General features: G+C 71.4%; 16 protein-coding genes. 3 read left to right on the plus strand and 13 right to left on the minus strand.

Translation table 11 applies throughout. The annotated features are described in order from the left end of the window. Nucleotides 1-225: 225 nt before the first annotated feature. The 8 genes from ACYUED_RS43370 to ACYUED_RS43405 form a co-directional block, all read right to left on the minus strand. Nucleotides 226-732 carry a flavodoxin domain-containing protein gene (locus ACYUED_RS43370; protein WP_491289878.1) on the minus strand — a complete coding sequence of 169 codons (507 nt, stop codon included), beginning with the start codon at nucleotides 730-732 and terminating at the stop codon, nucleotides 226-228. 69 nt (nucleotides 733-801) lie between these two features. After that, the gene (locus tag ACYUED_RS43375) at nucleotides 802-1,311 is read right to left on the minus strand and encodes a universal stress protein (protein ID WP_491289879.1); all 510 of its coding nucleotides are present in this window, start codon (nucleotides 1,309-1,311) and stop codon (nucleotides 802-804) included. A 183-nt stretch (nucleotides 1,312-1,494) separates the two neighbouring features. Beyond that, the gene (locus ACYUED_RS43380; RefSeq protein WP_491289880.1) at nucleotides 1,495-1,782 is read right to left on the minus strand and encodes a CBS domain-containing protein; all 288 of its coding nucleotides are present in this window, start codon (nucleotides 1,780-1,782) and stop codon (nucleotides 1,495-1,497) included. Nucleotides 1,783-2,031: 249 nt separating this feature from the next. Further along, nucleotides 2,032-4,365: a heavy metal translocating P-type ATPase gene (locus tag ACYUED_RS43385; RefSeq protein ID WP_491289881.1), complete on the minus strand. Its 2,334-nt coding sequence runs from the start codon at nucleotides 4,363-4,365 to the stop codon at nucleotides 2,032-2,034. 539 nt (nucleotides 4,366-4,904) lie between these two features. Further along, entirely contained in the window at nucleotides 4,905-5,843 is a 939-nt protein-coding gene (locus ACYUED_RS43390) for a hypothetical protein (RefSeq protein WP_491289882.1), read from the minus strand. Next, on the minus strand, nucleotides 5,840-6,328 hold the full coding sequence (locus tag ACYUED_RS43395) for a hypothetical protein (RefSeq protein WP_491289883.1): 489 nt from the start codon (nucleotides 6,326-6,328) through the stop codon (nucleotides 5,840-5,842). Before ACYUED_RS43395 ends, ACYUED_RS43390 begins: the two co-directional genes overlap by 4 nt. After that, on the minus strand, nucleotides 6,328-7,524 hold the full coding sequence (locus ACYUED_RS43400; RefSeq protein ID WP_491294708.1) for a macrolide family glycosyltransferase: 1,197 nt from the start codon (nucleotides 7,522-7,524) through the stop codon (nucleotides 6,328-6,330). The genes ACYUED_RS43395 and ACYUED_RS43400 overlap by 1 nt, the downstream gene beginning before the upstream one ends. A gap of 26 nt (nucleotides 7,525-7,550) precedes the next feature. After that, a complete protein-coding gene (locus tag ACYUED_RS43405) occupies nucleotides 7,551-8,420 on the minus strand; it encodes a patatin-like phospholipase family protein (RefSeq protein ID WP_491289884.1) in 870 nt (289 codons plus the stop codon). 453 nt (nucleotides 8,421-8,873) lie between these two features. Here ACYUED_RS43405 and ACYUED_RS43410 point away from each other — a divergent pair, with 453 nt between their 5' ends. Continuing rightward, nucleotides 8,874-9,614 (plus strand): SDR family oxidoreductase, encoded by a 741-nt coding sequence (locus ACYUED_RS43410; protein ID WP_491289885.1) that lies wholly within the window; start codon nucleotides 8,874-8,876, stop codon nucleotides 9,612-9,614. Nucleotides 9,615-9,733: 119 nt separating this feature from the next. Here ACYUED_RS43410 and ACYUED_RS43415 read toward each other — a convergent pair whose 3' ends face one another. After that, entirely contained in the window at nucleotides 9,734-10,600 is an 867-nt protein-coding gene (locus ACYUED_RS43415) for a sigma-70 family RNA polymerase sigma factor (protein WP_491289886.1), read from the minus strand. A 187-nt stretch (nucleotides 10,601-10,787) separates the two neighbouring features. Here ACYUED_RS43415 and ACYUED_RS43420 point away from each other — a divergent pair, with 187 nt between their 5' ends. Continuing rightward, on the plus strand, nucleotides 10,788-11,249 hold the full coding sequence (locus tag ACYUED_RS43420; RefSeq protein WP_491289887.1) for a hypothetical protein: 462 nt from the start codon (nucleotides 10,788-10,790) through the stop codon (nucleotides 11,247-11,249). A gap of 14 nt (nucleotides 11,250-11,263) precedes the next feature. Here the strand turns inward: ACYUED_RS43420 and ACYUED_RS43425 are convergent, their stop codons facing one another. The 3 genes from ACYUED_RS43425 to ACYUED_RS43435 form a co-directional block, all read right to left on the minus strand. After that, the gene (locus ACYUED_RS43425) at nucleotides 11,264-11,644 is read right to left on the minus strand and encodes a hypothetical protein (protein ID WP_491289888.1); all 381 of its coding nucleotides are present in this window, start codon (nucleotides 11,642-11,644) and stop codon (nucleotides 11,264-11,266) included. Next, nucleotides 11,641-12,996: an NAD(P)/FAD-dependent oxidoreductase gene (locus tag ACYUED_RS43430; RefSeq protein ID WP_491289889.1), complete on the minus strand. Its 1,356-nt coding sequence runs from the start codon at nucleotides 12,994-12,996 to the stop codon at nucleotides 11,641-11,643. The genes ACYUED_RS43425 and ACYUED_RS43430 overlap by 4 nt, the downstream gene beginning before the upstream one ends. Nucleotides 12,997-13,318: 322 nt before the next feature. Continuing rightward, entirely contained in the window at nucleotides 13,319-13,756 is a 438-nt protein-coding gene (locus ACYUED_RS43435; RefSeq protein WP_491289890.1) for an SsgA family sporulation/cell division regulator, read from the minus strand. 454 nt (nucleotides 13,757-14,210) lie between these two features. Between ACYUED_RS43435 and ACYUED_RS43440 the strand changes: the two genes are divergently transcribed. Continuing rightward, nucleotides 14,211-16,961 carry an AAA family ATPase gene (locus ACYUED_RS43440; protein ID WP_491289891.1) on the plus strand — a complete coding sequence of 917 codons (2,751 nt, stop codon included), beginning with the start codon at nucleotides 14,211-14,213 and terminating at the stop codon, nucleotides 16,959-16,961. Here the strand turns inward: ACYUED_RS43440 and ACYUED_RS43445 are convergent. Beyond that, entirely contained in the window at nucleotides 16,958-19,786 is a 2,829-nt protein-coding gene (locus ACYUED_RS43445; RefSeq protein ID WP_491289892.1) for an ATP-binding protein, read from the minus strand. The two genes, ACYUED_RS43440 and ACYUED_RS43445, sit on opposite strands and share 4 nt — an antisense overlap. Between the last annotated feature and the right edge of the window lie 16 nt (nucleotides 19,787-19,802).

Genomic DNA, 19,802 nt, shown 5'->3' on the forward strand with positions numbered 1-19,802 from the left:
ATCCCCTTCGTGACCGCCGCCTCCCGCCGAGTGGCCCACAAGGTGCCGGTGATCCCGGCGCCGCGTACACCGACCAGCCTTGTCCCGGACGGAGGGCGCCACCATGAGGCCTTCGACCCCGGATCACGGGCCGAAGCGGACCGTGTCGGGCCCGATCGGCCCACCCGTGCGCCGCGGTCACGAGGCCGTACGGCCCGTAGTGCGAACCCGGGGCCGGGCGCGCGGTCAGCGCGCCAGCTCCTCCGCGATCCCGGCGGTCCAGGCGTCCACGGCGTCCCCGTCACGGTAGTCACCGAAACGGCCACCCACCAGGCGGAACAGAAGGCGCCCGGTGAGGGGTAGCTGGTCCGGCGCGATGACACCCGAGAAGAGGCGATGGTCCCGGTAGGGCAGTTCGCCGGGCAGGCTCTCCACGATCACCGGCTTCTCCTTGGGTGCGAGGCGTTTCCAGGGCCCGCGCAGGGCGGCCGGCATCCCGACACTGAAGATCCACACCGGGCGGGAGTCGAGGACGTCGGCGTTGTCGCGCAGGAAGGCCTTGGCAGGGTCGAGCCAGGTCTGTCCGTGCACGGCGCTGCCGAGGACGAAAGCGGCGTAGGCGTCGGCGTCGTCCACGGTCTGCAGATCCCTGGCCTCGACGCGCAGGCCCGCCTTGTCCAGTCCGGCCGCCACACGGTCGGCGATCCCACGGGTGGAACCGTGAGCGGTCGCGTATCCGACGAGGACGTCCATGGATCTCACCTCGTTCTGCAAGCCCGGGTCCTCCGCGGACCGAGCGTCCGGTGTCCTGGATGGCGTCGGCTACCCGACGCCACTTCGCACGCGACCGGGCGCCCCGGCCGCCGTCAGCGGGACCTCGGACCGGTCGGGGGCGGGGACCATGACGACGGGTACCGGTGCGTGGCGCAGGCACTCGCGGCCCACCGGCCCGACTGCGGGCAGCTCCCACTGCTCGTGGGTCCTGCGGCCAAGAGCGAGCAGCAGGGCGCCGCGTGACTGCCGGAGCAGGACATGCGAGGGCGGTCCCTCCATGAGCACGGCGCGGATGCGGGCGTCGACGCGTGAGCCGAAGGCCGCGCGCACGGTGGTGGCGAGGACCTCGGCCGCTCGTTCGCGCTGCTCGGCGGGCGTGGGGCACGCGGAGACGGGGGCGTAGGGGGCGAACGTCGTGGCCGGTTCCCAGGCGTGCACGGCGATCACGTCCGCGTCGAGGACGTGTGCCTGCTCGACGGCCCAGCGCAGTGCGGCGCGTGAGGCCTCGGAACCGTCGACGCCCACGACGATGCCCTTGCCCTCGGCGCATTCGGTCACGGCTGCCTCCCTTGAAGGTCTCTGGTTTCACCGTGCCCCGTACCGGCGGGCCGTCGCGTGGGCCGAGCGGCACCGTGTGGGTGACCAACGGGCCCTGTCCCGGGGCCGCGGCGGGCACGTCGGACCTCTCGACGGGCGCCTTCAGCGGGACCGGGAGGGTTCTGCTGTTGAGCTGCTGGGAGGTCACGTCCGCTGCCGGGGCGTCGCCGTCAGCTTGGACACGGCACGGCTGATGTCGGCGAGTGTGACGATGCCGACGAGGTGCCCGGTGTCGAGGACGAGGGCCCGCCGGTCCCTGCTCGCCTCCCGGCGCGGCATCAGGTCCACGACCGGTTCGCCGGGGTCGTGGTCGCAACGTCGGTGAGGGTGCATCACGTCGGCGACGGTGGCAGCCGAACGGGCCTGCAGGGGAACCCGGTTGATCAGTCCGACCGTGACCGGTCCGGCCGGTGTGCCGTCCGCCGCGAGCACCGGAAAGCGGAGTGACGGCAGGCGCCGACGCGGCCTCTCGGCCAGGAAGGCCCGACCGATTGGAGGGTCGGCAGCACCGGCTGGATGGTGCCGTCCGCCGCGAACGTCAGGCGGTCGACGGTCGTCTCGCGGTGCATGCCGTCACCGCAGCGACGGTCGTCGTGGGCCGGACGGTGACCGGCTCGCGGGTCATCACCTGGCGCACCGGCAGCCCGGCCGGCGGGCGAGGCGGGTCCCGCGGGCGGGTACTCAGGGTGCGAGGGAGAAGTAGCTCTCCTCCTCCTGGGTGAAGTGCAGGCGCAGCACGCTGTGCAGGCCGTAGAGGCAGGCCCGCAGGTCGTCGAGCTGCTCCGGGGACAGGGACCCGTCGGAGCCGGTCAGCGTGAGGTGGGTGGCGACGCGGCGGGCGAGCCGTTCGATCTCCGCGTGCGCGCGGCTCATGGTGCCCGTCGCCTCGGGGCCGCCGAGCGTCGGGGCGAGCGCGGGGTACAACTGGTGTTCCTCGGCGTACTCGTGCGGCAGCAGCCGCTCGGTGAGCAGCCGGTGCACCTCGCGCACCGCGGCAAGGGACTCGGTCCCTGCGCCGTCCGACAGCCGGTCGGCCGCGTCGCGTACGGCGTCCAGGACATCCTGCAGGTCGTCGTGTTCCGCTGCGAAGCGGCGGATGAGGGCTTCCGTCGACGGCGGCAGCACCGGCCGGCCCCGCCGGTCGTCGCGCAGCACCCGCAGGGCGTTGAGGATCACCGCGACGTCGATCCCCTCCTGCAGCAGTGCGCCGGCGGCCGGCGGGAGCAGCCCGAAGGCGGCCGCGGCCATGGCGGCCAGGGACAGCAGCATGCCGCCGAGCGCGCTCTGCACGGCGATGCGCCGGGCCCGTACGGCGATGGCCCCGGCGTCGGCCAGCCGGTCCACCCGGTCCGTGGTCAGGACGATGTCGGCGGCCTCCGAGGAGGCCGTGGAGCCCCGAGCACCCATGGCCACACCGATGTCCGCGGCCGCCAGGGCCGGGGCGTCGTTGACGCCGTCGCCCACCATGACGGTGACCGCGCGCTCGCGCTCGGCGCGGACCGCGGCGACCTTGTCGGCGGGCGTGAGGCCGGACCGCACGTCGTCGAGGCCGAGGACGGCGCCCACCTCGCGCGCGGGCCCGGCACGGTCGCCGGTGATCATCACGAGTCGTTCGATACCCGAGGCGCGCAGGCGGCGCAGGGTACGCGGCGCGTCGGGACGCAGCGGATCGCGCAGGAGCACCGCACCGACGGGATCGCCGTCCACGGAGAGCCAGGCCACGGCCGCTCCGTCCAGCAGCGCCCGGTTCTCCACCGACCGTGCCCAGTCCGGCAGTCGAGCGTCGTCGGCACGCCGGCCGATCGTCATCCGGCGCCCGGCCATCGTTCCGGACGCACCCCGCCCGGGCTCCTCCGACATGTCCGCGGGCACGGACAGGTGCAGGCCGCGGTCGCGGGCCGCGTCGACCAGGGCCCGCGCCAGGACGTGCGGCGAGTACTGGTCGAGCGATGCCGCGAGGCGAAGCACCTGGGTGGGCTGCCAACGCGGCGCGGCGGCCACGTCGAGCACGCGGGGGTGGCCGCCGGTGAGTGTGCCCGTCTTGTCGAGCAGCAGCGTGCGGGCTCGGCCGAGGTTCTCCAGGGCGCCGCCGTCCCGGACCACCACCCCGAGCCGGGAGGCCCGGGACAGACCGGATACGAGCGCCACCGGCGCCGCCAGCAGCAGCGGACACGGCGTAGCCACCACCAGCACCGCCACCGCCCGCACGGCGGAGCCGCTGACCAGCCAGGCAAGACCGGCGACCGCCAGCGACAGCGGCAGGAACCAGGCCGCGTACCGGTCGGCCAGCCGCACCACGGGGGCCGACTCCGCGCCCGCCTGCCGGGCCAGCCGGACGATCCCGGCGTACGTGCTGTCCTGCTCGGTCGCGGTGGCCCGCAGCTCGAAGGCGCCGCCCGCGTTGACCACTCCGCTGCGCACCGCCTCGCCCTGCGGACGCTCCACACCCAGCGGCTCGCCGGTGAGCGCGGACTCGTCCAGGACTGCGGTCACCGCGGCCACCCGGCCGTCCACGGGCACCACTTCGCCGGGCCCCACGACCAGTAGGTCACCGACGGCTACCTCGGCCGAGGGAACCGTGCGCACGCCGGTCTCGGTACGGACCCGTGCGGTACGTGGCGCCCGTACCAGCAGGGCCCGCAGATCATGCGAGGCGCGCCGCTGTGCCGCCGCCTCAAGGGTGCGACCGGAGGCAAGCATCAGCGCGATCAGCGCTCCGGCGAGGTACTCGTGCACCACCAGAGTGCCGCCGAGGGCGAGAACGGCGATCACGTCGACGCCCGCGCGGCCGTGCCGCAGCGTCTCCAGCACCCAGCCGATCGCCGGGACCACGGCGGTCACAGTGCCGACGGCCCAGCACAGATCGGCGAGCCCGGGAGCTCCGGCGAGCCGGAAGGCAGCGCCCGCGACCAGCGCGGCCGTGGTCAGGCACAGCAGTACGGACTCGGGCGTCGGCGGCACGAACAGGGCCGTGTACAGCCGGCGCAGCTGCTTCCTCGCGGTGACACGGTCCATGTCGGGCCTCGCTCCTTCGGCCGGTGCGGCTCAGTCGTGCGGGACGACGGCGTCCATGGCTTCGCGAGCCGCCCACCATGCGGCCGTCACGCTTGCGGGGGAGCCGTCGAGTCCGACGACGACAGGTCCGGTCATGGCACACCTCCGGAGTCGGCGCGACGGATGCCGCGCAACGTGCCTCCTACCTCCAGGCTGGCCGCCGACCGAGCGGTGAGGGAGGGCCGGACGGTGTGCCATTGGGCCCGTACGGCCCACTGCGGCCCGGTGTTCGCGGGCGGACGCTGGGTCCCGTCAGGGGAGGCGGGGGCCGTCCCGTCGACAGGGGCGGGTACGGCCCCCGCCGCACTATGCCGCGATGGTCCCGCCTCACGGAGGAGCCGGCCCGGAGCAGGCCGGAGTCGGAGGGGCTGCCATGAACGGTCCGGTTGTGGTGGGAGTCGACGGATCGCCGTCGAGCCCGGCCGCGGTACAGAGCGCGGCACGGGAGGCCGAACGAGCCGTCGTGCCGGGCCCTGCGCTGTGCGCTCCGGTCGAGACCCTCATGGCATCGGGTCGCCTTGCGCGACGGTCGCGCTGCGGTGGGCGTGAATGACCGCGATCACCGTGTCGGCGGTGCGGTCGAGGTGGCTGCGGCCATCGGGCAGCTGAGCCGTCGGGCTGATGTAGCTGTCCGGGCCGAAGTGAGTGGCCGGGTCGAGCCGCTGCACGGTGATCTTCCCGGCCCGGCGGGCCCGGTTCCAACCGCTACGACGGAACAGTCGCCAGCGCTGAGGGAAGATCCAGGTGCCGACCCGCTCGATCTGGTCGTTCGCACTGGTGAGCTGATACAGGTGCTCGGCATGAGTGAGGTCGTTGGCGCCGTTGTGGAACCCACCGAGCGTGATCAGCAGGAGAGGGCAGCGTAGCTGGGTGTGCAGTTCGGCCACCGCGCCCGTGGCGACCTGGGCGCCGCCGCTGTAGCTGAGCAGCACGACGGGGACACCGCTGTCGGGCCGGTAGCCGGCGAGCCGGAGCTGAGTGCCGATCTGGGAGCCGACGGCCCGGTTGTACAGGGGGCGGTAGCGCTGGTCGGCAGCGACGAAGGTCTGCACGACATTGTGCAGGAACAGCAGCAGCCCGATGTGGCGGCGTAGCCACGCCCACGCCGGCCGATCGGCAAGCGGGTCGGCCAGTGGGGAGTACGGCTGCACCTGTCCCAGTACTCGCAGCTCCGGCGCGCCGGAGATCAGGGCCCTGACCAGTTGGCCGCCGTCCCGGCTGTCACGGACGCGGCGTTTGCCGATGCCGTCGAGGTAGACCAGATAGGCATCCGGGGGGCTGTCAGGGGCCGCACCCCGGGCGTAGGGAACGCCTTCCGGGAGCTCGCTGACAGGGGCCCGCCAGCCGGCGGCGTAGGCAAGAACCTCGTAGCGGGCCAGCAGAGCTTCGGCCAGCAGAACAGGCCCGATCAGGCAGACCCAGAGCAAGTAGTCGTTCATGCGATCGACTCCTGTGCTGCGGTCGCGCTGATCCTGACGACAAGACGCCGAACAGCCTCTACGGCGAGACCCAGCCCGGCTCCGGCGACGGCGACGCATCCGGCGGCGCTCCACCAGCCGAGCCCGCTTGCCGCGGCGAGCGGGCTCGCCAGACCTGCCCCCACCCCCACAAAGAGCAAGAAGTGGAGCAGAGGCCCGAGCAAGGGGAACGCGAGGACGGCAGCGAGTACCAGCGGGGCGACCAGGCTCGGCGTCCACACCAAGCCGGCGCCCGGCGGCGTGGAGGACAGCGCCAACCCGGCCAGGGTCCACGCGGTCAGCGGCCACAGCGCGAACACAACACCCTCGACCAGGCCGGCGGCCAGCAGCGACTTGGCCACGAGAGTCCGCGACATACCAGGCCGGCGCGCTACCAGAGGCACGATGCGCCCGGCGGCCTCCGACAGCCCGGCGAGCAGCAGGAGAACAACGACGGCGTACGACATCACTCAGCCTCGATGCGCCGGATCGACGCAGACGGCTGACTCGCCGGGCCGGCCGCTTGCAGGTACCGCTCGAGTTCATCGGCGGCGCGCCGATATCCGCCCGCCTCGCGCTGGGCGACCTGCAGCGTGCTCGCGGCTGCTCGGAACCGGGGCTCGTGGAGCAGTTGCTGGGCGAGGGCGCGCACCGAGTCCCTTGAGACGTCCTGGGTACGGAGCGACAGGCCGGCGCCGAGTTCGACGACGCGCCGGGCCACCATCGGCTGATCGGCGCCCTGTGGGACCACCAGCAGCGGAACCCCGGCGTACATGGCCTCGTTGACGCTGTTCATCCCGCCATGGGTGACGAACAGCGCCGCGCGGGCCAGCACCTCCGGCTGTGGCACGAAGCGGCGGGCAAGCACATTGGCCGGCAACGGACCCAACGCCTCTGGATCGGTCTGCCCGGTGGAGACGATCACGGTGCCGCCCAGCGGGGCGAGCGCGGTGGCCAGGCTGCGCAGCAACTGGGGGTCGGCGTTGAACACCGTGCCCAGCGAGGCGAACAGCACCGGGTCTCGCAGCCGATCGGCCGGGAACGACACATCGACCGGTCGGGCGCCGATGCTTGGGCCGACGAACCGGTAGGAGTGGTCGAATTCCTCGACGGCCGGCTGGAACGCGCGTGAGGTGTAGACCAGATTGAGCGGCTGGCGGATGTTCGCCAGGTCGAGGAGGGGCAGCCCGCGGGCGTCGAAGCGACGGTGCAGCGCCCAGCGGGACCGCAGGTAGCCCTGGACACTGCGAGGCTGAGCCGCCGCCGCGGTCAGCAGTTCCCAGGAGCCACGGGTGGGGCTCGGGACATGCCGGTTCAGGGCGAACGTGGTGAACGAGGAGGCCGCCGGCACCCCGAGTTCGCGTGCCGCCACCGCGCCCCACAGACAGGCGCTGTCGTGGACGATCAGGTCAGGACGGTCGCGGCGCAGGTCGGTGAGCACAGCGGGCAGCAGGCGAACGGCGGTGCTCGCGAGTGACTCCATCCACGTGACCGGCGTCGGCGGATCGGGAAACGGCCGGTCGCCCCCGGGGTACAGGTGCACCGTCGCGCCGGTCGACTCGATCTCCTGACGGAACGCGGGCGAGGTGTGGTACGTGACGGCGTGGCCGCGCCGAACCAGCTCGGCCACGACCGGAAGCGTCGGGTTGATGTGCCCGTGCATGCCGATACTGAGGAACGCGATGGTACTCACAGGCCCACCCCTGACATGGAAGAAATCGATGCCGCGTCCGCGCTTGCGGATGCCACCGGAGAGTCGGCGACCCGATACAGCCCCGGCCCCGTGATGCGCAGTCCGTCCAGAAAATTCCCCGCTGTGAGGCACGCGGTGCTGATCAGCCGTTGTGAGTGGCCGAAGTCCCACGGTGCGGGCCAGTCCTCGATGCCGGTCGGCAGCACGACGGTCGGGATGTGCCGGGACACCTCCTGCAGATCACGCTCGATCTGGTGGTGCAACAGCAGCAGCCCGGCCCGCGCCGCGATCGCACTGGCACGGCGGCGCGGAACCGTGGGGCGCAACGGCGAGCTCTCCGGCCCGGTCGCCACCACCACCACGCTGGCCGCCCCGGCCTGCCGGGCCGCCAGCACCGGGACGTAGGCGATCACCCCGCCGTCGACGAGAGTCCGGCCCGCGCGATCCACGGGGGGCAGCATCCCGGGAACTGCTGCGCTGGCCAGGAGCGCGGATTCGAGGTCTCCCCGATCGAGCAGCACCGGAGCGCCGGTGACCAGGTCCATGGCCACCGCGGTGAAGGGGACCGCCAACTGTTCGATCCGCGACGGCAGTCCTGCCCGGGCGATCAGTCGACGCAGGCCGCGATCGGTGAAGAGGCTGGTCCGTGAGGACAGGTAGCCGAGCGGATACACGTCACGGCGGCGCAATTGGGTCCACACGTGGTCCAGCCACGGCGCGGCCCTGTCGGGATGGGCGGCCGCGATGGCCCCGTTGAGCGCACCCACAGAGGTTCCGATGATCATGTCCGGGACGAATCCGTGGCGCTCCAGCGCGTACCCGACACCAATATGCGCCGCTCCGAGCACACCGCCGGCGCCCACCACGACGGCCACAGGACGGGGAAGGGCCCGCAAACCCGCCGTCGTCGGCTTTCCGGCCGGTTGGCTCGATTCTCCTCCGCTGAGGCCGAAGTGCGCCGATGAGACTGATTTCCGGCGGCGAGCAACTCTCATGATCCACCTTTCTCACCATGGGCACCGAATCGGATCGCTTCCCCAACTAGGACCGGGCTGCCACACAATGTGTGACACCGGTTGCCTGGCGCAGAGGGCAAAGCCGTCCTGAGGGACGCCGGGCTGTGAAGCAGAGGGCGTCGGCCATGACCGACACGGCCGTCTTGGTGATGACCGGGCTCCGCACGAATCTGTGACACCCAGCCCCACATCAGTGTCACAACATTGAGGTGAGACCTGTCCTAGATGGTGTGAGGGGTCGACACCACAGCCGCCTCACGAAGCTCAGTGGGGTCACCGACCCCTCGACGGGAAGGGCCAGGAATGCGAGTCGTCGTGGCAGGAGCCACTGGTCTGATCGGTTCCAGGACGGTCGCCAGACTCCGGGATCACGGTGTGGAGGTCATGCGCGTATCACGTCGTGACGGCGTCGACGTCACGACAGGGAAGGGCCTCGCCGAGGCCATGCGCGGCGCCGATGTGCTGGTGGACCTCACCGACACGCCCTCCCGCGGAGAACTGGAGAGCCGGGCGTTCTTCGGCGCGGGAACCCACAACATGCTGGAGGCCGCGGCGAAGGCGGGCGCCGGACATCATGTGATCCTTTCGATTGTGGGGGCCGACCGCCTGCAGTCGGGCTACTTCCGCGCGAAGGCGCTGCAGGAGGAACGGGTGCGGCACTCTCCCACGCCCTACTCCATCGTGCGTACCACGCCGTTCTTCGAGTCGGTGGAGTACATGTCGCGCGTGGCGACGTACGGAGACGCCGTTCATGTCGCGCCCGTACTGATCCGTCCCGTGTCGGCCGACGACGTCGCCGCCGAGATCGCCCATGTCGCCGTGGGGGTACCGCTGTCCGGTGTTCTGGAGGTCGCCGGCCCGGAGGAGCATCGCCTCGACGACGTCACCGCGAAGTTGTTGGCCGCGCGCGGCTACATGTGTGACGTGGTCGCCGACGCCCACACCCCCTTCTTCGGGGCGATGCTCGCGCGGCGGGCGCTGCTGCCCGGGGCGGACGCCCACCTGGGCCGTGAAACCTTCTCCGAGTGGCTCGCGCGGCGATGACGTCGCCGGCACCCAACCGTCTTCTTCGGGCTCGACGCCGACTGACGACGGTCCTGGAACCGGCCCCATACCGCCAAAGGCGCCGGCTCGGACGAGAGGCCATGGCAGCTGAGAGGACGTCACGACGCCGCCGTCACACACCGAGCGGCACGGCGCCGGGGAACATCGCGGGACGGGGACGCGAATCGAGGAAGGCGGCGGTCATGGAAGCGAGGGTCCGGCCGTCCCGGTGGAACCACCACGCCCGTAGGGCCGTTGGCATCGACCAGCTCGGGCTCCGCCTCCCGCCGGAGCTGCCGACGGGCCGGGAGTCCGGCCACCCGGGCACGGCCCCGCGTGCCGTTGCCGTGGGAGAAGCTGACGGCATCAGGCGTGAGCAGGGCTTCCAGTGACGCCACATCTCCCGTGCGAGCCGCCGAGACGAACGCGTTCAGCAGGCGTCGGTGCTCGGCCGCGTCCACGCTCTCCCGCTGCTCGTCCAGCAGGTGCCGACGCGCACGGCTGACGATCTTCCGCACATTGACGAGGCTGAGCTCGAGCATGTCGGCGATCTCGGCGTAGGCGTAGTCGAACCCCTCGCGCAGCACATAGGCGGCGCGCTCGACGGGGTTCAGTCGCTCAAGCACCAGCAGCAGCGCCAACTCCAGGGCCTCGGCACGCTGCGCGCCGACCTCCGGGTCCGCGCCCGTGTCGACGGGCTCTGGCAGCCACGGCCCGATGTAGGTCTCCCGACGCACGCGCGCCGACTGCGCGACGTTGATGGCCAGACGGGTCGTCGCGCTCGACAGGAAGGCCACGGGGCTGACCACCACCGAGCGGTCGGTCGTCTGCCAGCGCAGCCACACTTCCTGGACCACGTCCTCGGCCTCGACCGCGCTGCCGAGCATGCGGTAGGCGATCCCGAAAAGCCGCCCGCGGTGGCGCACGAACACGGCGACGGCCTCGTCGAGGTCGCCAGGTGGGATGGGGGACGGTTGGACGTACATGATCCATTGACCTCCGTTGCTCCGCCCCGTCGGCTGCCTGAACCGCGGCAGACGGGTACCTGTGACAGAACTGGACAATGTCTTTCACGAACCTGCGAAATCCCACTGTTCGGCACACTGAAATGCTCTGTCTGACACTCGAAGCACTGCATATGATGTCGACAAGGGTTGAGGAGGGGGAGAACTCATGGTCTCCGCGAGCCGTACGGCACACAGCATCGAGGTCACGGCCGAGGGCCTTCAGGAGGAACTGGCCCGGCTACAGATTCAGAAGCAGGCGCTGGAAAGGGAGTTGGCCGCGGTCGTGGCACATCTCGGTTCGCTCCAGCGTGCCCTCGGCGCCCTGGCCAGCGTGGGCGTCGCCCCGATCGTCGATGCGCCGGTGGACGAGGACGGCGCGCCCGCCGCCTCGCAGCCGGACACCGACGAAGACGGGCACAAGCAGTACGGCAGGCTCACCGAGCAGATCATGGCGTACTTCACCAAGGTCGGTGACGTCGATGTGCGGGCCCGCGATGTTGCGGTGGCGCTCGGCCGTGACGCCGACAGTGGAAGCATCAACGCGGTCCGCAGCACACTCGATCGCCTCGTCGCCTCCTCCCGCATCCGGCGCGCCGGACGCGGGCTGTATCGCGCCGGTCGTTCCTAGCGGGCCTACGGCGGTCACGCCGAGGATTCCAGGATGACCGCCACGCACGCGATCATCGCCAGGGTGATCAGCGTCATGGCGGTGAGTGTGCCCCGAAGCCATTGCCGGATTCGGGCCTGGTGCTGTGTTTCCAGTACGTCGACGCGCTCGGCGATGTGGTCGGTCACCATGCGGGCGACGTGTTTTTGCTCGTCGAGGTACCACCCCTCGATGTCCCGCTTCTGCTGCGGGGTGAGGTCCTTGACCCGTGCGGTGAAGTCCGCCACGCGCCGGTGTGCCGCTCCCAGATGGGCCCTTTGGTAGAGGTAGCCCTCGATGTCGGTCAGGCCGCGGGCGGCCTCCTCGCGTGCGTCCATGGTGTACCCCCGGTGGAAACGAGAACTCCACATGGTCATGCCGCGCTCCCCTCCTTCGCACGGCCGGCGCCCTGGCCCTGCGTCCGGCTCCCCGTGACGAAGGCATCGCGGGGGTGTTGCACGGAGGCGAGCGAGACCAGGTCCCGGCCGGTCAGGGCCGCGGTGAGCCAGACCGTCAGTACGCGGATCTTGCGCTCCCAGCTGGGCACGGCCAGGACGTGGTAGCCCCGGTGCATCAGCCAGGCCGGGAAACCCTTGATGACGATGCGCTTGTACTGGAAGATTCCCCGCCCCAGCCCCAGCGTCGCCACGACACCCAGACTGCTGTGGCGGTACTCCCGCACGCGCTTGCCGCGCAGGTCGGCCACCAGGTTCTTGGCCAGCCGCCTGCCCTGCCGTACGGCGTGCTGGGCGTTGGGCACCGTCCGGGCGCCCGGCAGGGGCGAGGCCAGGTCGGGAATGGAGGCATCGTCTCCGGCCGCCCATACGTCCGCCACCGGCTCGCTGTCCGTGCCCACCCGGAGATCGGAGCGCACCAGGAGCAGGCCCCGCTCGTCCAGGGGCAGGTCCGTGTGGTTGTGCACGACCGGGTTCGAGGCATTGCCCGCGGCCCACACGATCAGCGCGGAGTCGAACTGCGTTCCATCCGAGAGCACGACATGCCCGTCCTCGGCGGACACGAGCTGCGTGTTCAGGTGCACGTGCGCACCGCGGCCCTGCAGATGGCGCACCACCCAGGCCCCGGGCTTGTCGCTCACCTCGGGCAGGATCCGGCCTCTGGCCTCCACCAGGTGGAAGGACAGGTCGCTGCTGCTCAGTTCCGGATAGGACTTGAGCAGCGCACTCGCCAGCGACAGCAGTTCGCCGAAGCCCTCGACGCCGGAGAAGCCACCCCCCACCACCGTGACGGTGAGCAGCCGTCGCCGCTCCGGGCCGGGCGGCAGCGATGCCGCCTGGTCGAACCCGGTCAGCAACCGGTCCCGGATCGCCACCGCCTCCTCGACGTGCTTGAGACCGATGGCCTGCTGCGCGAGGCCGGGAATGGGGAAGGTGCGGGTGACGGCCCCGGCGGTGACCACGAGGATGTCGTAGCTCAGGTCGTAGGCCTCCCCGTGCGCCGGGCGGACGCGCACCGTACGGTCCGCGTCACGGATCTCCGTGACGGTCCCCGCGATCAGCCGGGTACGACGCAGATGCCGCCGCAACGACACCACTGCGTGGCGTGCCTCCACCGAACCCGCCGCCACCTCCGGGAGGAAGGGCTGATAGGTCATGTACGGGCGCGGGTCGACGACCGTGACCCGCGCCTCGCCCGGACGCAGCGCCTTCTCCAGACCCCACGCGGTGTAAAAGCCCGCATAGCCGCCGCCGACGATCAAAATCTCACGCATGATTCCCTCTGCTTTGTTCTCCGCCACCACTTAGACCGCCCGGGCCCGGCTGATGTGACATACAAGGGCGGCTCAGGCCGGAGATGTGGGTACTTGCTCCGTGTTGTCGCCCGTGTTCGATTCGCCAACGGCCGCGGCGTTCACCGCTTTGTGGATCTCGATGGTGAGCGTGTGGACGAGTTCCGTCAGTTCCGTGTCGTGATGCAGTTCGAGTTCCTGCGTCTCGCGCCTGGGTCTGCGTCTGGGGGCTGTAGCCGGGGCTCGGCCTGCGACCTTGTCCCGCGCCGGTCCGTCCGGCTCGGACGGCCCCTGTCGAAGCGACTCACCGGGGTCGCTCAAGGAGTTGGTGGACGGCAGCGTCCACGTCCAGGTGGCATTCCTCGGTGCCGGAGGGCACCATCGCCAGCGTTCGCCGCAGGAAGGCTTCGAGGGCTCGTGCCGAAGCGGTCACGACGACCGCCTCCTGCTTGGCACAAGGGCACAGCGCGATGTGCACCCTGCCCGCCCATGGGCGCCGGGAAGGCCAGACCTGGACGTCGCCGACGCCGGCGAGCTTCTCCAGCCCGTCCAGAAGGAGATCGCGGCCGACCACCCAGCGCACGGTCGCGTCAGTGCACAGGTGGAACGTCAGGGACACCGCGTAGGGATCGCCTCTGTCGTAGGACAGATCGAGCATCACGGGCCGGTCCACTCCTTCGGCGACGACCAGGCGGACAAGCATCCGGCACACCACCACAGTGAAACTGTCGGGTTCTCTCATCACATCACCGCTCGGTAAACCGGTGGGGTCAAGGGGGCTCGGTGGGCACACGGTGTGGTGCGTCATGTGCCCGTCGGTGTGATTCAGGGACATCACGATTCTGCGAGGCCCCGCGCCCTCGCACCATCAGTCAAATGACTCGGGAGCCGCCGCGCACAAATGACCCGAGAGTCGCCGCGCAGTCACGTTACTGATGTTTGTCCTCGCGGGCCGGGTGCACGGTGAGCCCGAGCTTTCCCGCCGTGCGGGTGGGAAGGACGGCGCAACCTACGGAGTACCCATGTCCCTCGGCTCGCGTGTCGAACGGCTGCCCCCGACCGCTGCAGGGCACCTGCCCTCACGATGGCCGCAGTACCGTCCCACACCGGAATCACGCAGCGCCACGCCCGAACCGCCGAGTGAGACCGTGCGGTTGGACGCGGACGGCAGTCAGCCCCCTGGCGTGGTGGGCAGGGTGGTGGGCCGTGCGCGGCAACTCCAGGAGATCAGGGCGCTGCTCGGGTCCGGAACGGCCGCGGGCCGTGCCCTGTTGCTCACCGGAGAGCCGGGGGTCGGCAAGACCGTACTGCTCGATGAGATGGCCAGGGGCATGTCGGGGGCGGGTGCCCAGGTCCTGTCGGCCGTCGGCGTCCGGTTCGAGACCGAACTCGCCTACGCCGGTCTTCACCAGTTGCTGCTGCCGCTGAACGACCGGTTCGAGCGCTTGGGAGACACACATCGGAGGGTTCTGCGCGGCGCGCTGGGCTACGGCGGTGATCCGTTGCCCGACGAGCTTCACGTCTGCGACTCGGTGCTCCTCCTGCTGCGCCGAGCGGCAACCGAACGCCCTGTGTTCATCGTCGTGGACGACCTCGCCTGGCTCGACCGGGCCAGTTCGGCTGTCCTGGGCTTCGTCGCCCGGCGGCTGGCGGGAAGCCGTATCGGATTCCTCGCCGCCTCCCGGTCGGGAGCCGAGACCTTCTTCGAGCCGGACGGGCTCACCGAGTTCGAGCTGCCGCCGCTGGATCGCGACGCGGCCGTGGAACTGCTCGGAGCCCGATTTCCGGGGCTGGCCGCGCCTGTACGGGACCGCGTCCTCAGGCAGGCCCACGGGAATCCGCTGGCGCTCGTCGAACTGCCCGCTGCGCTGAGCGGCCCGCAACGCAGGGCGCTGGCCGATCTGCCCGACGTACTGCCCCTGTCCCCACGTGTGCGGGACCTGCACGCCTCGCGCGTGGCCGGCCTTCCGGCCGAATCGCGCCGCCTCCTCCTGCTCCTCGCCCTCGACGACACCGGAGATCCGGGTGTCCTGCGGGCCGGATCGGAGGACACGAGGACTCTCGCAGCGCTGACAGAGGCGGAATCGGACCGCCTGATCACCGTCGACGACACGAACCGCCGGGTCGCCTTCCGCCATCCGCTGATGAGGGCCGCGGTCGTCGAGACCAGCACCCTGACCGAGCGCTGCCAGGCTCATCGCGCGCTCGCCGAGATCCGCGCGGAGACACCCGAGCGGCGGGCCTGGCACCTGGGCCGGGCAACCCTCGTTCCCGACGAGCGGGTTGCCGCCCTGCTCGAGGAGGCCGGGCATCGCGCCTCCCGACGAGGTGACGCCACGGCAGCCGTCGCCACGTTCACCAGGGCCGCCGAGCTCAGCCCCCGTCCCGCGGACCGAGGACGCCGACTCACGCGGGCCGCCTACCTCGGTGCCGACGCGACCGGCGAGCTGCGCGCGGCGTCGGAGCTCCTCGACCGCGCACGGCACGCGGACCCGGACCTCCCTCGGTCTCCGCTCACCGCCGCCACGGCAGCACTCCTCCTGCTCAACGGCGGTGACGGCGACATCGACATGGCTCACCGCCTCCTGGTGGAGGCCATCGAGAGCGGCACCCACGGATACGACGCCGAGGACGACGCCCTCATCGAGGCACTGCACGTCCTGCTGCTGGTGTGCTGGTCCGGTGGTCGCGATGCCCTGTGGGAACCCTTCCACGCCGCCCTCGACCGCCTGAAGCCGACTGCTCCGCCGCTGCTCTCCGCCTGCGGCAGGACACCGGCGGACCCGGCACCCACAGACCTGACCGACCGTCAGGAACTCGACTCGATCCTCGTCGGCGTCCACAACGGAGAGGATCCGGGGCAGATCGTCCGCATCGGTACGGCCTCCGTCCATCCCGACCGGCTCACGGAGCTACGGGACGCCTCCTGGCGTGTGGTCCGTCAGGGACGCCGGGGCGGCCACCTCCGTCGGCACATCGACGCGCTCATGCACCTGTGTCTGCAGGATTTCCCGAACGGCCGGTGGGAGGAGGCCGGGACGCTGGCCGCCGAGGGCCTAAGGATCTGCGAGGAGCGCCAAGTCCCGTTCTTCTCCTGGTACTTCGAGTACCACCAGGCCCTGCTCGCCGCCGTCCACGGACGCGTCGAGGAGAGCCGGGGACTGGCCGACCGGATCACGCAGTGGGCCATGCCTCGTGGGGTTCTGCAGGCGGTGGCCTTCGCCGACCACGCCCGGGTCCTCGCCGAACTCGGTGCGGGCGATTACGAGTGCGCGTACCGCCATGCCGTGGCGATCAGCTCCGCCGGCCGACTCGCGGCCCACGCTCCGCAGGCGCTGTGGTCCTGCATGGACCTCGTGGAGGCGGCGGTGCGCACCCGGCGCACCGCTGAGGCGGAGGCACACGTGCGTGCGATGCAGGAGGCAGGTATCGCGGCGCTCTCCCCGCAGTTGGCGCTGCTGGTGGCGGGCTCTGCCGCACTCGTCGCACCCGATGACGACGTGGTCGGACGCTTCGAGCGGGCCCTGGCCGTCCCGGGGGCGCAGGATCAGCCCTTCGACCTGGCCCGGATACGACTGGCCTACGGGGAGCGTCTGCGGCGCATGCGCTTCGTCACGGAGGCCCGGGCACAACTGGACGCGGCGGCCGAGGCGTTCGAGCTCCTGGGGGCCGAGCCGTGGGCCGAGCGGGCCGCGGGCGAACTGCGTGCCACCCGCCGGTCCCGGACCGGCTCGAAGCGCGGCTCCGTGACTCTCACCGCGCAGCAACGGGAGATCGCCGCGCTTGCTGTCTCGGGCATGACCAACAAGCAGATCGGCGAACGTCTGCACCTTTCGCCCCGGACCGTGGGCTCGCATCTCTATCAGCTGTTCCCGAAACTCGGAATCGCCTCACGCGCGGCACTCAGGGACGCGCTCGCGTCTCTTCCCCCGGGTGCCGCGTTCTAGCGCTGCGAGGAGGGGGGAGACCGCTCCGCGCGGGGCTGCTGCTGCGGCAGCTGGGCGAGGGCCTCGCCGAGCGTGACACGGGAGGTGATGCCGAGCTTCGGGAAGATCCGGTGCAGGTGGGCCGCCACGGTTCGGTGGGAGAGAAACAGACGTTCGCCGATCTCCTTGTTGGTCATTCCTGAGGCGGCGAGGGCGGCGATCTGGTGTTCCTGTTCCGTGAGCGGAGTGGTCCCCAGGTCCTGGTGGGCCCGGGTGGCGGTGCGGCCGGTGGCCCGCAGATCCTCGGCCGCCCGCGCGGCCCAGGGGACGGCCCCGAGACGGCGGAAGGTCTTGAGGGCGGCGGCGAGGTGCACCCGGGCGTCCTTGACCGCCAGTGTGCGACGCAGGTGTTGCCCGTAGGCCAGGCGGACCCGGGCGAGATCGAAGGGCCAGCGCTCGGCATCCGGAACGGCGAGCGCTTCCTCGAAGAAGCCCGCGGCCCGGTCCTCGGGGGCGGCGATCGCGGCCGAACCGGCGGTGACCAGCGCGAGGCGGCCGGAGATGCCGGGCAGACCTGTCTGTCGCATCGCGGCGACATGCGCGAGTGCCTCGGCTCGGCGTCCGCTGCGGACGGCGGCTGCCGCGAGGTCCATCGGAACCCACAGAGCCAGCGGGGCATGGGGGGCGATCACCCCTGCAGGACTGATCGCCGATGCGTCGAGGTAGGCCTCCTCGTGGTCGCCGCGTCCCAGGGCGGCCAGTGCCGTCATGTGCCGTGCGAAGTGCTCGACGGTTCGGGCGCCGCGGGGTCCGGCCCACTCCGTGATCCCCTGCGCCAGTTCCCTTACCGTGCCGTCCTCGCCCCGCGCCGCGGCGAGCAGGCCCCGGGCCCGGTGGAACTGCTGGGCCAGCAGTTGATAGCCGTGGGCCTCGCACAGCGCCAGCCCCTCTGCCGCGAGACGTCCGCACTCCTCCCACCGACCTGTCATGAAGTCGTCCAGGCACAACACCACCAGCGCGATGAGAGCCGAGGTGACCGCGCCGCCTTCGCGCCCGTCGTCGACGACGGGCCAGAGAGCGGCACGGCACCCCGTCGCCCGGTCCACGAAGAGTGCCGCCAACGAGATCCGTTCGATCCGGCTCGGGTCTGCTTCCCGGTGCAGGTCGTGGATCACCGCGTCGAGCAGGCCGAGGGAGGTCGCGGACGAGCGTGCCGGGTCGGCGTAGACATCGCCGAGCAGTTCCTGGAGGGGAGGCATCCGCACGGTCAGCCGGGACATTGCGGCGTGGTACGCGTCCCAGAACTCGGGTCGGCCCGCGAACAGACACACCCTGCGCAGCGTGCACAGTGCCTCGGCGAGCGACTCGTCGTCGCCGTCGGACCGGCCCTCGCGGGTGGTGATCGCACCGACGAGCAGCCGGTGCGCGGTGTTGACGTCACCGTCGCGGTTGAGCAGCACGTTGGAGGCCGCGGCCGCCGCCCGCAGCGATCCCCTGAGCTCGGGGTCGGCGCGCCGGGCCTCCACGAGCAGTTCGGCCGCCGTGCGCAGCTCTCCGGCGACGTCCGCACCCACGAAGGCGGCTTCGGCCAGCCGTCTGCCGCGCTCCGCGGTGCCGGGAGTGAGGTCGGCGGCTCGTACCAGCGCGTTGAAGGCGCCGACGGCGTCGCCGCGCCGGCGGACCCGATGGGCGGTGTGCTCCAGGAGCGCCGCGACCTGCTCGTCCGGATCGGGTGTGGCTTCGGCCAGGTGCCACGCCCGGCGATCGGGCTGATCGGGCAGTGCCTCCGCAAGAGCGTGGTGGGCGTCCAGGCGCTGAGAGCTGGTCGCGCCCGACACGATCGTCGCGCGGATCAGGGGATGGCGGAAGGACAGCCGTCCCAGGCCCTGGTGCTCGACCCGCAGCAGCTGTGCCCGCTCCGCGGGGGCCAGAAGGGACAGCACGTCCTCGCCGGGGGCGGCGGCCCGTAGGACCGGCAGGTCGCCGCTGTCCTCCAGCGCGGCCAGAAGCAGCAGCCGGCGGGTGGGTGCCGGCATCTCCGCGACCCGGGAGGCGTACAGATCCTGCAGTCGACGGCTGAGCGGGAGCACCTCGGACAGCACCACTCCCGCGCTGCCCCGCGAGTCGTCGAGTGCGGCCGGCAGTTCCAGCAGGGCCAGCGGATTGCCCTGGGCCTGTGCGAGGACACGCCGCAGCTCCCGCCCGGCGAGCAGCGGGAACCGGTTGCCGACCAGGTCGGCTGCGGCCCAGTCGTCCAGCGGTGACACGGTGAGTTCCGGAAGTCCCGCACGTTCGAAGAAGCTCTCGAACCCCGGCCGTGAAGCGGCGAGGAGGCCCACCCGGCTCCCGGTCAGCCGCCGGGCGACGAACGCCAGCGCCGTGGCGCTGGCCCGGTCGATCCATTGCAGGTCGTCGACGATCAGCAGAACCGGACGGGTGCTCGCGGCCCGGTGGAGCAGCGCCAGTACGGCCCCGTAGACGACCAGCCGGTCCACTGGGTCACCGTCACCCGCGCCCAACGCCACTGCCAGTGCCTCGCGGTGTGCCGGGTCGAGCCCGTCGCGCTCGTGCAGCAACGGTTCGAGTACGTGGTTCAGCCCGGAGAAGCTCAGATCCGCGAGGAACTCGACCCCGGCCGAGCGCAGCACGAGCGCACCGACCGCCGTCGCCGCCTCCGCCGCGGCGTCCAGGAGAACGGACTTGCCCACGCCCGGCTCCCCGGACAGCAGCAGCACCCCACCGTGGCCGAGCACCTGGTCGACGTACGACCGGAGCAGCTCCAGCTCCTGGTCGCGTCCCACCAACCCCTCGGCCGTGCCGTGCGACACCGACCCATCACCGGCCACAGTGGCCCCCTTCGAG

It is taken from the genome of Streptomyces sp. DF42 (assembly GCF_058267695.1).

Excerpts from the sequence above, each read along its gene's own strand:
- ACYUED_RS43435 (WP_491289890.1), bottom strand. The coding sequence starts at position 13,756 with ATGAGAGAACCCGACAGTTTCACTGTGGTGGTGTGCCGGATGCTTGTC.
- ACYUED_RS43400 (WP_491294708.1), bottom strand. The coding sequence starts at position 7,524 with ATGCACGGGCACATCAACCCGACGCTTCCGGTCGTGGCCGAGCTGGTT.
- ACYUED_RS43385 (WP_491289881.1), bottom strand. The coding sequence starts at position 4,365 with ATGGACCGTGTCACCGCGAGGAAGCAGCTGCGCCGGCTGTACACGGCC.
- ACYUED_RS43370 (WP_491289878.1), bottom strand. The coding sequence starts at position 732 with ATGGACGTCCTCGTCGGATACGCGACCGCTCACGGTTCCACCCGTGGG.
- ACYUED_RS43410 (WP_491289885.1), top strand. The coding sequence starts at position 8,874 with ATGCGAGTCGTCGTGGCAGGAGCCACTGGTCTGATCGGTTCCAGGACG.
- ACYUED_RS43430 (WP_491289889.1), bottom strand. The coding sequence starts at position 12,996 with ATGCGTGAGATTTTGATCGTCGGCGGCGGCTATGCGGGCTTTTACACC.
- ACYUED_RS43425 (WP_491289888.1), bottom strand. The coding sequence starts at position 11,644 with ATGACCATGTGGAGTTCTCGTTTCCACCGGGGGTACACCATGGACGCA.
- ACYUED_RS43415 (WP_491289886.1), bottom strand. The coding sequence starts at position 10,600 with ATGTACGTCCAACCGTCCCCCATCCCACCTGGCGACCTCGACGAGGCC.
- ACYUED_RS43390 (WP_491289882.1), bottom strand. The coding sequence starts at position 5,843 with ATGAACGACTACTTGCTCTGGGTCTGCCTGATCGGGCCTGTTCTGCTG.
- ACYUED_RS43420 (WP_491289887.1), top strand. The coding sequence starts at position 10,788 with ATGGTCTCCGCGAGCCGTACGGCACACAGCATCGAGGTCACGGCCGAG.
- ACYUED_RS43395 (WP_491289883.1), bottom strand. The coding sequence starts at position 6,328 with ATGTCGTACGCCGTCGTTGTTCTCCTGCTGCTCGCCGGGCTGTCGGAG.